Below are 13,914 nucleotides of genomic sequence, written 5' to 3' on the forward strand. Positions count from 1 at the left end.
TAATCGCGCGATAGTTACATCTCTCGCGCGATTAATTATTTTTGGCGTAGGGAAACGGCATTGCCGTGTCCTCTTAGATTTTAGAGGCAGCTTCCATTTGTCGCACTACTGTTAAAGCAGAATAGGAAACACCGGCAGTGCCTTCTCCGGGATGGGTGGAGTCGCCTACTAACCACAAGTTTTTAATGGGTGTGCGATTGGCAAATCCGAAGGGCCCGAAGGTTGGTATTCGCTGACCGATGCCACCTACAACGCCTCTATCTCTCGCTGTGTAGTGGGCAAAGGTGCGGGGTGTGGCGGCTTCTTGGTGTACGATCGACTCTGGCGTCAAATTGAAATATTCGCTCAAACGCGCGATCGCCCCTGCGGTATATTTTTGCTTTAATCCTTCATAATCAACAGAATTCCACCACATTCGAGTATCAGTAAATGAGGAAGCGATAATTGTCGCCATGCCCTTCGGTGCTCGGCCATCACCCGGATGGCTGACAGAAACAAATAAGGAATTATTCTCCCCTATCTCGCCGTCGTAATCGTAGAGAAATTGAAGGTGCGGCGGACAATTTTTCGGAATTGCGCTTTCATGCACTCCCAAATATATGACAAATGCACCGGATGCGGGCGGCAGTTTATCGACTCGATATTTGTAGCCTGCCATTTGATTTGGGAGTTGATTTGTTGTCTCTGAAGTCTCTGATTTAACCGATAAATTATCTGTTAAATTTTCGACAATCGGCTCGCTTGACAACAATTTTACTAAATTTTGCGCGGTCACGTTGGCAACAATGCGATCGGCAGTTTCTGTCCAAACTTCGCCTGTTTTTTGATTGCGAATCACTGTACCGGTGGCTTTGCCGTTGGCTGTGACAATACTTTCAACTGTGTGCCGCAACAAAACTTTGCCGCCGTCTCGTTCGATCGCCTCTACCAGTCGATCGCTCAATACCTGCATACTTCCTTGTAGATGATACAATCCCTGTGGCTCTTGCGAAACTCCTAAAGCCGTCGCCGCGTAAAGTAGCGCCGTTTCTTCGGTATCGACTTGAGAATACAATTTTAACTGCAAATCCAGAAAAGTTTTCAAGCGCAAATTGTCGCCCAACCCACAAAGCCGCAAAGCATCTCCCACTGTCATAAAAGTGAAAGGCAAAGTAATTAGAGTATCGGGGCGAACAGCTTGAATTAATTGCCAGAAATCCCATAAGTTTCTGGGCGGTAAAACTGGGTCCCGCCCTTGAAAGTTCCAGCTAGCTTTGAACAATGCAGACAATAATTGCCAAAAAGGTTCGCTTCCAGGAAACTGCCGCTGCCTTTCTTCCTGCCACTTTTGCGGATCTCGCCACACGCTAATCGGTGCGGTTTCTCCCGGCAAAAACACCGCACAAGCGGGATCGCAGGGTGTGGCTGCGGGGAGTTCTATGTCTAATTCTGAGAAAATTCGGTGGTGAATGCCTCCGGGTTCCAATCCTGCAACCTGCGTGGCGCCGACATCGAAGGTAAAGCCTTTGCGTTTGAAGGTGGAAGCGCATCCTCCGGGGACGATCGCCTGGTCTAAGACTAGCACTTTGTATCCTCTGCGGGCTAGCAGAGCTGCTGCTGTCAGCCCGCCGATTCCGCCTCCAATTACCGTGACGCGGCCCTTAGTGTCTGCTGGATTGGATTTGCCAAAAGGGGTGCGATCGCCTCTCATAATTTATTTATTGTAATATTTCTTAATAGTATGCTCATATTTGGCAATAAAAAGCTCTTGTGGCGACAGTTTTAAATCTATCGCTACAAGAGGAAGGAGTCCGAGTTGACAGGACATTTCAGGGGTAAGGTGCAGCCGGATCGCCCAAAGCAACCGGAGTTTTTGCCGTAGCCGATGGGAGAATCAGGGACGCCGCCACTTGTTGAGATAAGCTTCGCCAATCCCCGCCACAGCCTGCATTTGAGCTAGCTGTTCCCGTAAAGCTTTGATGGTTCTTAGCTGTTCTTGAGACTGTTGCTGCAAAGCCTCGTAATTTCGCTGTATCGCCGCACTCTGGCTCAATTCATTTTCCAGATATTGCAACTTGGTCAGTTTAACTTGGAAGTCGCCGATCGCACTTGACTTTTCTGCTAACTCGTGCTTCAAAGATTCGTAACTCGACTTCGACACGGTTTCCTGGAATTGGCTTTCAAGATTTTGCTTTTCGGTGGCGAATTGCTGCTGCAAAGATTCCAGAGCAATGGATTTTTCGGCTAGTTGCTGCTGCAAAGATTCCAAAGCACTGGATTTTTCGCCTAGCTGTTGCTGAAACTCGTGTTCCCGGTGTTCTCTTTCGCCTAGCTGTTGCTGCAAAGATTCCAGAGCACTGGATTTTTCGCCTAGCTGTTGCTGCAAAGATTCCAGAGCACTGGATTTTTCGCCTAGCTGTTGCTGAAACTCGTGTTCCCGGTGTTCTCTTTCGCCTAGCTGTTGCTGCAAAGATTCCAGAGCACTGGATTTTTCGCCTAGCTGTTGCTGCAAAGATTCCAGAGCACTGGATTTTTCGCCTAGCTGTTGCTGAAACTCGTGTTCCCGGTGTTCTTTTTCGCCTAGCTGTTGCTGCAGAGATTCCAGAACACTGGATTTTTCGCCTAGCTGTTGCTGAAACTCGTGTTCCCGGTGTTCTCTTTCGGCCAATTGCTGCTGCAAAGAAGCGAGCGAACTTTCGCGCTCACTCAACTGCTGCTGTAAACTTTCGTAACTTGACTTGGCTACTGTTTCCTGCAACTGGCTTTCGAGATTTTGCTTTTCAGTAGCGAATTGCTGCTGCAAAGAAGCGAGCGAACTTTCGCGTTCACTCAACTGCTGCTGTAAACTTTCGTAACTCGACTTGGCTACTGTTTCTTGCAATTGGCTTTCGAGATTTTGCTTTTCGGTAGCTAATTGCTGCTGCAAAGAAGTGAGCGAACTTTCACGTTCACTCAACTGCTGCTGTAAACTTTCGTAACTTGACTTGGCTACTGTTTCTTGCAATTGGCTTTCGAGATTTTGCTTTTCGGTAGCTAATTGCTGCTGCAAAGAAGCGATCAAACTTTCGCGTTCAGTCAACTGCTGCTGTAAAGTTTCGTAACTTTCTTGCAGCGGATTTGGCTTTACACTCACCGAGTCCGATAGAGTTTCTGCCGTTACAGCCTCATTAATTTCGCTTTCTTCGGGTGTTTCCCCTTGCAAGTCGGGGGCATCTACCTCCGTTTCTTCACCTTTTTTCCAAGTGACAGTAACTTCCGTCTTGTCCTTAGAAATATCCAGAGCGCCTTGTGCCAAGCGTTCTAGGAGTTCTGACCTTGATATTCCGAGCTTGCGAGCGATCACGTTTAATCTATCGGCACTAGAAGAAGTCAGCGAAAGTCCGACTTTGACTTTACTTTCTGAATTGGAACTAACTACATTGCGATTTTTTTTGACCATTGGCATTTTCCTCATGCCAACCTACACTAATAAGTGTAGTGGCTGAAGTTTCTATTAAAATTAATTCTTGTTACTTACCAATTGTGCCAGCTTCTGTTCCCAATTGAACAAAAATTCGTGAATATACCATTCGGTCGATTCCTCGCCGTAGAACCCCGTGAAGATTCCCTGGCACGGTTTTTTTTTCGGCACGATACCGCAGATATAACAGTTGAGCTTGTTAGATACTATCTAACTTTGCGCCCGATTTCACCGGTTCGGCGCGATCGACCAAATCCAAATAAGCCGCCAGAAAGTATTTTGCTATATAAGCCTCATCTCTAAATAGCGGCTGAAAGTCGAGAAGCACCAAAATTTTCTTCTTGCCCAAAGACAAGAGGTGAATTCCCAACAGCGGCAAATCGTAATTGTGAGTCGGATAAATCACGCCATTAAAAAGTTGAGCAGATTCACCCGCATCGATGTAAGTGTAGCGGATTTTCCGTAATTGCCGACAGTCGTAACACCAACTGCCGATAGTAGCGGGGGTTTTGCCACGGCTGACATTAACTTCCAACGCCGAAGGAATAGGCCGACTTTGCAAATCAAACCTTTGAAACAGCTATTGCTCTAGGTATTCCCAAAAAGGCTGGTACATGGCGAATTAACTCTGATGGCAAAACTAAGAGCGAGCGTCAAGCATACCGATCGCCCCTGTCTCGTTTATTATAAACAAAGTAACAATCCGTAATATGGGGAGGGCGATCGGGCTAATCTAGGGGGGGTTTAAGAGTTTAAGGTCTGCTTGAGGTTGTAAGCCCTTGTTTTACAGCGAAGCTTCCAAAGTCCCACCTGCAACCCGATGATCTCGATCTTTTGCCAAATAGCTCACAGCAGCGCGAGCTTGAGGATTGTCAAACTTGCTCAGGGCGCGAGCAACTCGCAGCCGAATTCCCCAGTAATCCGAACTTACTAGAGGTAATAATTGCTGCAATGCCTCTTCTTGCTTCTGGGTATTTGCCAGCACACCAAATCCGTCAATTGCTGCTTCCTGAACAGGTAAATCTTCGTCGCCAAGACCGATCGCACAAATTTCAAATACTGCATCAGGACACTGCATTTCATACAGAGGAGCCATAATGCTGCGGCGGACGAGCCAATTGTCATCGCGGCGAAAAGCTTCCACTAAATGAGAAATTGCCTCGGTTCCAAACCTTGACAAAGAGTTAGCGGCTTCTGCTCGCACGTTCGGATCGCGATCGAACTGCATCATTTTTAACAGCGCCGCAAAAGCTTCCGCAGTTTGAATCTGTCGCAATCCCATCGCCACGAACGATCGTACCATAAACTCGCGATCGTCCACTTTGCTCAGCAACATCGGCAGCGCCACCGCAGAATCGCACTTTCTCAGAGCCGTTACCCCCCGCAGCCTCTCTTGAGAATCCGAACTTTGCAGCGCTGCTTGGATTTCGCTAATTTCCATAAGCCAATTAAAATTTACTTTTGTTACTTTTATTTACAATTTTAGCAATTATTCCCGGATTTTGGGCAGATTAAAAAAAAACTCACTGCTGAATAAGCAATTTTGTGGGTATTTAAGCGGACTTTTGTATTAGTAATGAAGGCAATCAATACCCTATTTATTTGAGTATGCGGAGGCATCATTATTATCCCGCGCATAAAATCCCAAATGATTGGCAAGTGGACGTTCCTGCATGGGGATTTTATTCTGAATCGGAGCATTCAACAGTTTCGGCCCTGACGGCGATGCTACTGCAAAAGTTACGGACCCGCCACCATCTAAATTTAGTACAGTATCGGCTCCCAACTGCATCGAAATATCAGTTATTTCGCTCAATTTCAGCCCTTCACTGTAAAGCCTCTGCTTGCCGTCTACCAGAATTAACCAGAACTTGTTGCCTGTTTTATCGATCGCCGCGACTGCACGGGGATATGGTTTATCCTGTTTGCGTTCTTCCTGACTTTGTGCTACAGTTTTGCCATTTTTCACCAGCAAAGTATCTCCGGCAACTGCATAGGCTGTTCCCGCAGGACAAGTGCCGTTTTCGATTATTTGAGCGCGGTTTTTGGCATCAAAACAAAGGGCTGGAAAGGCTAGGTCTGGTTGAGAATAAGCTTGGCTTTTGGCAATGGCGTGTCCGACGTTATTTACTCGATCGCCACTGCGAGGATAGTAATTCCAAGGTGCTTGCTCGATGCAGGGATAAAAAAAATTGCCGTTGACTGCTAATTGCAATTTAAATTCTTTCAGGAATTCAGTAGCCGTGCGGGCATTGGTTTCTGTTAAATCGGGTGTTGGGTTTCCGGGAGTGACAAAAATTCCTATTCCCGGCGCTTTTAGGTCGATGCTAACAATGTGAATTAGGGTGGGACGCGGATTAGTCCGAAATTCCCTGCGGTAGGCTATTCCCTGAAATAGCGATCGGGCTTCGTTTGTTTGTTGGGGACGCAAAAAGTAGGGAATGTTGTAAAGTAGTATTGGTGCGAGCAATATTCCGAGACCGAGAATATGCCAAATTTGTTTGCTCGTGGGTCGATAAGTCATACCATTTTAGATTTGAGATGGGGGACGGGAACACTGACAGATTTATATATTTTCAAGCATCCTGTACTAATGTGAAGTATTCAGGTTCCAATAATTTTAGCAATCAAATTTTACGAAATCGATCGTTCCAAGGACAAGTTCTTAACGGTGCTGATTTCAGCGGTGCGGATGTTCGAGGGTGCAATTTTAGAAATGCTCAGTTAGCGGGTGCGAATTTTCTCGGTGCGAAAATCGGGCTTTCTAGGCGACAGATCGTTGTTTTGAGTGCTGGGGCGATCGCGATTTGTTTGGTTGTGGGCGATGTTCTGACTCGACTGATTTTGGGAGCTCAAGGACAAGTACCGGGCTCTCGCAGTTGGCCTTTTGTTCTGTTGCTGTACGGGGTTTTGAGCGCTGCTGGTTTCGCTTCGGCGATCGCCAGCAAACAGCCAAAAACCTCAAAAGCGGGTAGATTGGCACAAACAATTTCTGCTATTCTATCAGGAGCTTTGTTGGGATTTTTCTATGCTGGCACTGCAACTAATAATAATTCCCAGGCTGCTCTTGCTGGAATGGCGATCGGCGGGGTGTTAATGTTTTTTGTGAGTTCCCGGATTCGCGGCCAATTTGCCCAGGTGGCGATCGCATCGGCTGGAAGTGTGGCGACTTACGCAGCGGCTTTTTTGTTTAGTGCAACGGCGAGCGCTTTTCTGAGCACTCACAAACTGTTTTGGGGTATGTGTTTCGGTTTGCTGTCGCTGCTGTATCTTTGGTTTGCGTTTGTGTCTTTCTCGGCTATTGTTCGAGAGATTGGAAATGCTGAGGGTACGTCGTTCAGAGGGGCAAATCTCGCTGATGCTAAGTTCGATATAAATTACCTCAATCTAAAATCTAATATTTAAAATCTAAAATTACCCGACTGATATTCAAACAGCAATTGATCCAGCAGAAAGCGACGCTTTGCTGCAAACGGTGAGGGAGCAAATGGCCCTGGCAACTTTCAATCCCAAGGACAGCGAACTGCTCAAAAAGATGGTCGAATGTATGGGAGATTCGCAGGGAATGGTGAGGTTGAGTTTAGCCGAAACTCTCGGCTCAATGGGCAAACCTGCAACTCCTTTTTTGCTGGAAGCTCTAGCACATCACCGCAACCCTATCGTGCGTAGAACCTCTGCTAAAACGCTGACTCTGATTTGCGAGGATCTCGCTCAAACCACGCTGCTAGAAGCTTTTTTACACGATGAGGATCGAGTCGGGGGAGGAAGAGTGGGATTAAAGATAAAGCCTGCGGTTTCCAACCGCGCCTACACAGACAAAACCCACTTGGAGTGGGTTAAAGAATTTTTACTCGCTCGGGCCTTGACATTTCCCTCTCGAAATGAGAGTATAGACATAGTAGTCAATCAATCAATCGGAAAATCACTATGCAAAACAAAAGAACAAATCAAAGAAAAACTCATGCACTTAATCTCGATCCGGAACCTCCGTAAAGATGCTGCCCAGTACCCAGATGTCAAAAATCAAATTGATAGCTGGAACGACACTATAAAGAAAGCAGAATGGCAGAATCTGGAGGAGGTTCGCAATATTTACCGGGATGCCGAAGCAGTAGGAGACTTGACAGTCTTTAATATCAAGGGCAACGAATATCGCCTGATTGTCGGCATCAACTACGAGAACCAAACTATTTACTACAAATATTTCCTAACCCACGCTGAATACGACAAAGACAAATGGAAAAATGATCCTTACTTTTGAGCGAGCCACTTATAGCAACTTGCTTGCAGAAATCGCTCCTAGGGCGATCGAAACCGAAGAGGAATACGATCGCCTCCTGGCAGTGGCAGAACGGCTAACGTTCGCTAAAAACCTCACTCCAGAGGAGAGAGCTTTATACAAGTTGTTAGTCACGCTGATTGAAGTTTACGAGAGAGAAAATTATCCGATGGACAAATCGGAGCCTCATGAGATTTTGCAACACATCATGGAATCCAGCGGCACCCGTCAAGCGGACTTGGTAGGTATTATTGGATCGAGCGGTGTGGTGTCTGAGGTTGTGAATGGGAAAAGAGCAATTAGCAAGGCACAAGCTAAGGCACTAGGCGATTATTTTAAAATCTCACCTAGCTTGTTCATTTAATTTGGAAATTGGGCATTGGAAATTGGGCATTGGGAATAGGGCATAGGTTATTTGTGATTAGAAAAACTACTAACCAGTAACCACTAACTATTACCCATGCCCGATGCCCGATGCCCATTTCAGAGGCATCTGACTCTAGGCCGGCAGTCCCTAAATGTTACCGATGGGCATTGCGGAATTAAGGTATGATTAGTTCTAAGATAAATTTGGAAAAAACAATTAAGTGACGCTCTTAGACCATATCACTGGCCATTGGTGTAGGAGCGTCACTATGGTTTTCTACTATTGGCATTATATCGGGGCGTTTATGCTAGGCGCGATCGCCCGTAATTTACACTCAAAAATATAAAAGCTAGAGCCCTTGATTTTTCTAAAAGAATTCAAGGACTCTCGCTCTCATCAAAGTATTTATCTCATATCAGAGATTTTTGTTGCAAGCTGGTTTTTTTTGCCTAAACAGCTTGTTTAACGGAGAGGGAGGGATTCGAACCCTCGTTAAGTTGCCCTAAACACACTTTCCAGGCGTGCGCCTTCAACCGCTCGGCCACCTCTCCAGGGCTAAATTCATTCATTTAGCCACAGCTAAACTATCTTAGCAGAACAAATCTGATTTGGGAAGGGGTAACGGCATAAATTTGCTGTTTAATATGGGTAGGGTGTGAAACGGGCAGGCTTGGGTTCTCCTCCCGGGTCGCAAACCCATTCATTTCAAGGATCTTGCCCCGCCAACCCCAATCTAAAATCTAAAATCTAAAATCTAAAATTCCATGACAAACTCTTACACAATTAAAATTCATAACAGACAGACAGGCGATCGCCACACCGTGCGAGTACCCGAAGACCGCTACATCCTCCAAAGCGCCGAAAACCAAGGAGTAGAATTGCCCTTTTCCTGCCGCAACGGCGCTTGTACAGCCTGTGCGGTGCGCGTCAATTCGGGGGAACTGCACCAGCCAGAAGCAATGGGGCTTTCTGTGGAACTGCAAAAAGAAGGTTATGCCCTGCTGTGCGTCAGCTATCCCCGTTCCAACATTGAGGTAGAGACGCAAGACGAAGACGAAGTGTACGAACTGCAATTCGGCCGTTACTTCGGCAAAGGTAAAGTTAAAGCCGGTTTGCCGTTGGATGAAGAGTGAGGCAATTTGATAAATTATCAACTACCAATTATCCATGCTTTATCGGTTATGTGCGATCGCCCTTTGTCTGTTGTTAGCTAGCTGCCAAAAACCAGAAATGCCCCAAGGTACGATCGCCAAAGTAGAAAGGGCCATCAGCGGCCAAACAATCGAAGTTATCAGTACAGCCGACAAAATAGCCTTATTAGAACAAATCAGGCTGATTGGCATTGATGCGCCGGATTTAAAACAGCAGCCTTGGGGAGAAGCAGCCAAACAAAGACTAGAACAGCTAATTGGGGGAAAACAGGTATTGTTAGAATCCGACATCGAAGAGAAAGACCAGTTCGATCGCAAACTAGCTTACTTGTGGCAAGATAAAAATTTGCTCAACGAACAGCTAATCAAAGAAGGTTATGCCCTGGCCTCAGTGCGATCGCCCAACACCAAATATCAACAGCGACTCATCAACGCTCAAGAATGGGCGAGACTGATGGGTAAAGGTCTGTGGAATCCAGAACGAGCTTTGCGCCAAACTCCTGCAGAATTTCGCCAGCAAAATCGGAAATAGTCAGTAGTCATTAGTCATTAGTTAATGAATAAAAACTCCTCAGTTATAACTAACAACTAATGAGCAATGATTTCATTCTTCCTTCTTCCTGCTTCCTTCTTCCTTCGTGTCATAAGCGTCTTCGCGGTTCGTACTTCCTTCTTCCTTCTTCCTTCTGCTATAACAACTAACAAATGACTGACAATAAACTGCAAAACTTCTTAGAAATAGCCACCGAAGCAGCCCTAGCCGCCGGTTCGGTCCTGCAATCTTTCTGCGGAAAACTAGAAAAAATTCAAGAAAAAGGTCGATCGGGCGATTTAGTCACAGAAGCCGACAAAGCCTCAGAAGCCGTCATCTTAGAAATTCTGAGTCGCCACGTACCCGACCACGCCATCCTCGCCGAAGAATCCGGCAAATTAGGGGATGCCAGCAGCAAATACCTGTGGGCGATCGACCCTTTGGACGGCACAACCAATTTTGCTCACCAATATCCTTTTTGGGCCGTGTCGATCGGACTTTTAATCGACGGAATACCACAAATTGGAGTAATTTACGACCCTTTGCATAACGAATTGTTTCGGGCAGGCAAAGGATTGGGAGCAACTTGCAACCGGTCGCCGATCGAAGTTTCTCAAATCCCAGAATTGAGAACCAGCTTGCTAGTCAGTGGCTTTGCATATGATCGGCGCGAAACAGCGGACAATAATTATGCCGAATTCTGTCACCTCACCCACCTCACCCAAGGCGTCCGGCGCAGCGGTTCGGCATCCCTAGACCTGGCACACCTCGCAATGGGCCGATCGGACGGATATTGGGAACGGGGACTCGCCCCTTGGGACGTAGCAGCCGGTGTAGTCATCGTCTCCGAAGCCGGAGGTCAAATTACAGCTTATGACGGCAGTGCCTTTGAGATGAACTCGGGTCGGATTTTGGCCACAAACGGCAAAATACACGCCGAACTCAGCAGCGCACTGCTAGCAGTTCCTCCCTTATCTTCTTGGAAGTAGCGCCTCCCAGCAATAGATCGGGGGTAGTACGGGGGTCACAACCCCTTGACTCAAGCTACATTAAAGAATAGTGAAAAGCCAGGAAAGGAAGAGTAAAAGTTATGTCTTTTGAAATGACAAAAGGGCTGTTCAAGTATGACTTTACAGATCAGCACGCAATTTTGGGAATTCCCTTAGACGCCGAGTTTAACGACATCCGCAAGCGCTACATGAAAATCGCCCGCCGGTTGCATTCGGATACTTGCTCTTTTGAAAGCCAAGCCGATAAAGATTGGGCTAACCAATTTTTGTCAAAAGTAGTCAATCCGGCTTACAACAAATTCTCCAAGGAAAGCGATCGCAAAGAATACAGCCTGCTATTAGGAGCCATCGGCAAGCGCGTTGTTAAAGAACAGGCGAAAATGCAAATTGAAAGCGAAGCAGCCAAACAGTTAGCTACCGCTAAAGATTGGGAAGAAGCTTACAAAACAGCAGTTAGCAAACTCGCTCTCAAGCAGTACGAATCAGTTAAGGAAACGCAAGAGGCGATTAATCAAATTAGCGAACTCAACATGGTTTACCTGCTGCGAAAAGAGCGCCAAGCCCCAACCGACCTAAAAAAAACAGACCCCCCAACCCCAACTCCAACCCCAACCCCAACCCCAACCCCAACCCCAACCCCAACTCCGGCAACAGGCTCGCCGGCCGAAGCCTATTGCCGCCGAGCTCAAGGATTCATGGACAGCAAAAGTTACGCCAAAGCAATTATAGAGTTGAAAGAAGGCGTGAAACGCGATCCGAAACACAGCAAGACCCACGCTTTGTTAGCAATGTGTTACGTTGAACAAAATCAAGCCACAATGGCAAAACTTGAGATGAACAAAGCTTTGGCATCAAATCCTGAAGAACCGACGGCTTTGGAGGTTAAGAAAAAGCTGGAACAAGCTTCCGCAAAGGCAAAAAAAGGTGACGAGAAACCAGGATTTTTTGCAAGTTTGTTTGGCGGGAAGAAGAAGTGAGAAGTTGTGATTTGTGAGTCTTGAATTTTGAGAAAATGGTGAACTGCACAGCAGTGGAGTGAGATCGCTCAAAACAATCAAGACTTGGTGAGATCAAATCCGGTGACATCGGAATTATACCGTCAGTGCGATCGTCCCGCGAGATCGGGTGATCCAGAAAGAGCGGGACGATCGCACTGACCGGGAAAATGATTATTCCCATGCAAACCAAAACGCTATCACGCCTTCATTTGTTAAAGTCGAAGATTAAGCTTGCCTGCTTCGACTTTAACACCGTCCCTAAAGCTAAGCTTCTAAGCCCAATCTAAAATCTAAAATCTAAAATCTAAAATTGATATGACACCTTAATTTGTTAAAGTCAAATGTTAAGCTTGCCTCGTTAGACTTTAACACCGTCCATAAAGCTAAGCTTCTAAGCCCAATCTAAAATCTTCTAAAGTCTAAAATCTAAAATTGATATGGTTCACCAACCCCCATCCGGCGCAAGAGATTTATTGCCCCTTGACGTTGCTCAAAAAATTTCGATCGAACGGCGCTTACAGCAAGTTTTTCACCGCTGGGGCTACCACCGGATTATTACCTCTACTCTAGAAAGGCTGGAGACATTGATGGCTGGGGGCGCGATCAACCGATCGACTCTGATTCAATTGCAAGACGCCGAGGATGGAGAACTTGGTTTGCGGCCGGAATTGACAGCATCCATCGCCCGGGCGGCTGCGATGCGGATGGCCGGGACTCGTTGGCAGCCTCAGCGCCTCTACTACAACGCTAACGTCTTCCGCAAAGGCCCAGATACTGGCTCAGGCGGGCAACAAGAGTTCTATCAAGCTGGCGTAGAGCTGCTCGGCGCGGGGGGGACGGTTGCGGATGCGGAAGTGCTGCTGCTGCTGTCTGAGTGCTTGCAGAGCTTGGGAATTGATGACTGGCATTTGGTTTTGGGAGAAGCGGGCTTGACTGCAAGATTGCTGGAACCGTTTCCGCCAAATGTGCGCCAAAAAGTTCGGGGGGCGATAGCCAATCTCGATCGAATTGCCTTGGAAACTTTGCCGCTGTCAACCGAATTGCGAGAAAGAGCTCTGCTGTTATTTGACTTGCGCGGCCGCCCAGAAGAGGTGTTGCCAATTGTTGCCAAACTAGATTTAGATCTGCCACAGCAAGCCGCGTTAAATAATCTCAAATCGGCCATCGAATTGCTGCACCAATGCCAGTCAAAAATTCCCAATCTCAAATCCCACATTCACCTCGATTTGAGTTTAATTCAAACATTTGACTACTACACTGGAATTGTGTTTGAAGTTGTCAGCAGCAGCAAGACAGGACAGCGAGTTTTAGGACAAGGGGGACGCTACGACCAACTGTTGGGACTGTTCGATCCGCAAGGGCAAAATTCCCCCGGCATCGGGTTTTGTCTGAATATTGAAGATTTGCATCAAGTGTTGCTGACAGAGGGGCAATTGCCCACCCAGACGCCAGCTAGCGACTGGTTGGTTGTGGCTCAAACTCCTGAAGCTAGTGCAGCCGCGTTTGCTTACGCTCGCAAACTCCGAGACTCTACTCACCTAGTTCGGGTGGAAATAGATTTGGAGAGTCGGGAGACAGCAGAGTCGGCGCGGGAATACGCGCGCGATCGACGTATTGCTCAAATTGCTTGGGTAAATGCCGAAGGATTGCCAACAATTGAAACGGTAAATTAGGCTAATTGGTAATTGGTAATTAGTAGTTGGTAATTGGTTAAAAATCACCCGATATGATATTATGTATCCTGCTGATTGATAGAAGGTTTTGCCAATTACTAATTGCTAATTCCCTATCTACCTAAAATGTTTTGAGAGAACACTATGGCACACACTATTGTTACGAATATTTGCGAAGGAATTGCTGATTGCGTCGGCGCTTGTCCGGTTGCTTGCATTCACCCCGGCCCTGGCAAAAATGTCAAGGGTACTGATTGGTTTTGGATTGATTTTGATACCTGCATTGACTGTGGCATTTGTTTGCAGGTGTGTCCTGTCGAAGGTGCGATCGTTCCAGATGAGCGACCTGAGTTGCAGCAAACTCCGACTTGATTGCATTAATTAACTTCATCCGTAAGGTGCGCTGCGGCGCACCCTACATTTTTTTATGAACCGCAGAGGGCACAGAGGACACAGAGAAGAAGG

General features: G+C 46.8%; 14 protein-coding genes and 1 tRNA gene. 9 read left to right on the plus strand and 6 right to left on the minus strand.

The genetic code is table 11. From position 1 onward, the window contains the following. Positions 1 to 73 precede the first annotated feature (73 nt). The 5 genes from QUB25_RS00320 to QUB25_RS00340 all read right to left on the minus strand — a co-directional run bounded on the left by QUB25_RS00320 (position 74) and on the right by QUB25_RS00340 (position 5,963). A complete protein-coding gene (locus tag QUB25_RS00320; protein WP_333181435.1) occupies positions 74 to 1,690 on the minus strand; it encodes an FAD-dependent oxidoreductase in 1,617 nt (538 codons plus the stop codon). A 183-nt stretch (positions 1,691 to 1,873) separates the two neighbouring features. Then, positions 1,874 to 3,418: a ribbon-helix-helix protein, CopG family gene (locus QUB25_RS00325; RefSeq protein WP_333181437.1), complete on the minus strand. Its 1,545-nt coding sequence runs from the start codon at positions 3,416 to 3,418 to the stop codon at positions 1,874 to 1,876. 220 nt (positions 3,419 to 3,638) lie between these two features. Next, positions 3,639 to 4,001 (minus strand): hypothetical protein, encoded by a 363-nt coding sequence (locus QUB25_RS00330; protein WP_333181439.1) that lies wholly within the window; start codon positions 3,999 to 4,001, stop codon positions 3,639 to 3,641. A 222-nt stretch (positions 4,002 to 4,223) separates the two neighbouring features. Continuing rightward, positions 4,224 to 4,880 carry a HEAT repeat domain-containing protein gene (locus tag QUB25_RS00335; RefSeq protein WP_333181440.1) on the minus strand — a complete coding sequence of 219 codons (657 nt, stop codon included), beginning with the start codon at positions 4,878 to 4,880 and terminating at the stop codon, positions 4,224 to 4,226. A gap of 153 nt (positions 4,881 to 5,033) precedes the next feature. Beyond that, positions 5,034 to 5,963, minus strand: coding sequence for a phosphodiester glycosidase family protein (locus QUB25_RS00340; RefSeq protein ID WP_333181442.1), 930 nt, complete (start codon positions 5,961 to 5,963; stop codon positions 5,034 to 5,036). Positions 5,964 to 5,980: 17 nt separating this feature from the next. On the opposite strand from QUB25_RS00340, the gene QUB25_RS00345 reads away from it, so the two are divergent. The 3 genes from QUB25_RS00345 (at position 5,981) to QUB25_RS00355 (ending at position 8,082) form a co-directional block, all read left to right on the plus strand. Further along, complete coding sequence (locus tag QUB25_RS00345; RefSeq protein ID WP_333181444.1) at positions 5,981 to 6,844, plus strand: pentapeptide repeat-containing protein; 864 nt, start codon at positions 5,981 to 5,983, stop codon at positions 6,842 to 6,844. Between the two features lie 82 nt (positions 6,845 to 6,926). Then, the gene (locus QUB25_RS00350) at positions 6,927 to 7,700 is read left to right on the plus strand and encodes a type II toxin-antitoxin system HigB family toxin (protein ID WP_333181445.1); all 774 of its coding nucleotides are present in this window, start codon (positions 6,927 to 6,929) and stop codon (positions 7,698 to 7,700) included. Continuing rightward, entirely contained in the window at positions 7,684 to 8,082 is a 399-nt protein-coding gene (locus tag QUB25_RS00355) for a transcriptional regulator (RefSeq protein WP_333181447.1), read from the plus strand. Before QUB25_RS00350 ends, QUB25_RS00355 begins: the two co-directional genes overlap by 17 nt. 469 nt (positions 8,083 to 8,551) lie before the next feature. Here QUB25_RS00355 and QUB25_RS00360 read toward each other — a convergent pair. Further along, positions 8,552 to 8,636: transfer RNA gene (locus QUB25_RS00360), tRNA-Ser, on the minus strand. A gap of 213 nt (positions 8,637 to 8,849) precedes the next feature. Between QUB25_RS00360 and QUB25_RS00365 the strand changes: the two genes are divergently transcribed. The 6 genes from QUB25_RS00365 (at position 8,850) to QUB25_RS00390 (ending at position 13,821) form a co-directional block, all read left to right on the plus strand. Continuing rightward, positions 8,850 to 9,218: a 2Fe-2S iron-sulfur cluster-binding protein gene (locus QUB25_RS00365; RefSeq protein WP_333040827.1), complete on the plus strand. Its 369-nt coding sequence runs from the start codon at positions 8,850 to 8,852 to the stop codon at positions 9,216 to 9,218. Positions 9,219 to 9,252: 34 nt separating this feature from the next. Continuing rightward, positions 9,253 to 9,768 (plus strand): thermonuclease family protein, encoded by a 516-nt coding sequence (locus tag QUB25_RS00370; protein ID WP_333181449.1) that lies wholly within the window; start codon positions 9,253 to 9,255, stop codon positions 9,766 to 9,768. 173 nt (positions 9,769 to 9,941) lie between these two features. After that, positions 9,942 to 10,757, plus strand: coding sequence for an inositol monophosphatase family protein (locus QUB25_RS00375; protein ID WP_333181451.1), 816 nt, complete (start codon positions 9,942 to 9,944; stop codon positions 10,755 to 10,757). A 101-nt stretch (positions 10,758 to 10,858) separates the two neighbouring features. Beyond that, positions 10,859 to 11,755, plus strand: coding sequence for a DnaJ domain-containing protein (locus QUB25_RS00380; RefSeq protein WP_333040833.1), 897 nt, complete (start codon positions 10,859 to 10,861; stop codon positions 11,753 to 11,755). A gap of 458 nt (positions 11,756 to 12,213) precedes the next feature. Next, entirely contained in the window at positions 12,214 to 13,449 is a 1,236-nt protein-coding gene (locus QUB25_RS00385) for an ATP phosphoribosyltransferase regulatory subunit (RefSeq protein WP_333181453.1), read from the plus strand. A gap of 144 nt (positions 13,450 to 13,593) precedes the next feature. Next, positions 13,594 to 13,821, plus strand: coding sequence for a ferredoxin family protein (locus tag QUB25_RS00390; RefSeq protein ID WP_333054336.1), 228 nt, complete (start codon positions 13,594 to 13,596; stop codon positions 13,819 to 13,821). Positions 13,822 to 13,914 lie beyond the last annotated feature (93 nt).

The sequence above is a fragment of the Microcoleus sp. B3-D7 genome (genome assembly GCF_036705305.1).
Taxonomy (GTDB): Bacteria; Cyanobacteriota; Cyanobacteriia; order Cyanobacteriales; family Microcoleaceae; genus Microcoleus.

Excerpts from the sequence above, each read along its gene's own strand:
- QUB25_RS00320 (WP_333181435.1), bottom strand. The coding sequence starts at position 1,690 with ATGAGAGGCGATCGCACCCCTTTTGGCAAATCCAATCCAGCAGACACT.
- QUB25_RS00325 (WP_333181437.1), bottom strand. The coding sequence starts at position 3,418 with ATGGTCAAAAAAAATCGCAATGTAGTTAGTTCCAATTCAGAAAGTAAA.
- QUB25_RS00335 (WP_333181440.1), bottom strand. The coding sequence starts at position 4,880 with ATGGAAATTAGCGAAATCCAAGCAGCGCTGCAAAGTTCGGATTCTCAA.
- QUB25_RS00340 (WP_333181442.1), bottom strand. The coding sequence starts at position 5,963 with ATGACTTATCGACCCACGAGCAAACAAATTTGGCATATTCTCGGTCTC.
- QUB25_RS00345 (WP_333181444.1), top strand. The coding sequence starts at position 5,981 with ATGGGGGACGGGAACACTGACAGATTTATATATTTTCAAGCATCCTGT.
- QUB25_RS00350 (WP_333181445.1), top strand. The coding sequence starts at position 6,927 with ATGGCCCTGGCAACTTTCAATCCCAAGGACAGCGAACTGCTCAAAAAG.
- QUB25_RS00355 (WP_333181447.1), top strand. The coding sequence starts at position 7,684 with ATGATCCTTACTTTTGAGCGAGCCACTTATAGCAACTTGCTTGCAGAA.
- QUB25_RS00365 (WP_333040827.1), top strand. The coding sequence starts at position 8,850 with ATGACAAACTCTTACACAATTAAAATTCATAACAGACAGACAGGCGAT.
- QUB25_RS00370 (WP_333181449.1), top strand. The coding sequence starts at position 9,253 with ATGCTTTATCGGTTATGTGCGATCGCCCTTTGTCTGTTGTTAGCTAGC.
- QUB25_RS00375 (WP_333181451.1), top strand. The coding sequence starts at position 9,942 with ATGACTGACAATAAACTGCAAAACTTCTTAGAAATAGCCACCGAAGCA.
- QUB25_RS00380 (WP_333040833.1), top strand. The coding sequence starts at position 10,859 with ATGTCTTTTGAAATGACAAAAGGGCTGTTCAAGTATGACTTTACAGAT.
- QUB25_RS00385 (WP_333181453.1), top strand. The coding sequence starts at position 12,214 with ATGGTTCACCAACCCCCATCCGGCGCAAGAGATTTATTGCCCCTTGAC.
- QUB25_RS00390 (WP_333054336.1), top strand. The coding sequence starts at position 13,594 with ATGGCACACACTATTGTTACGAATATTTGCGAAGGAATTGCTGATTGC.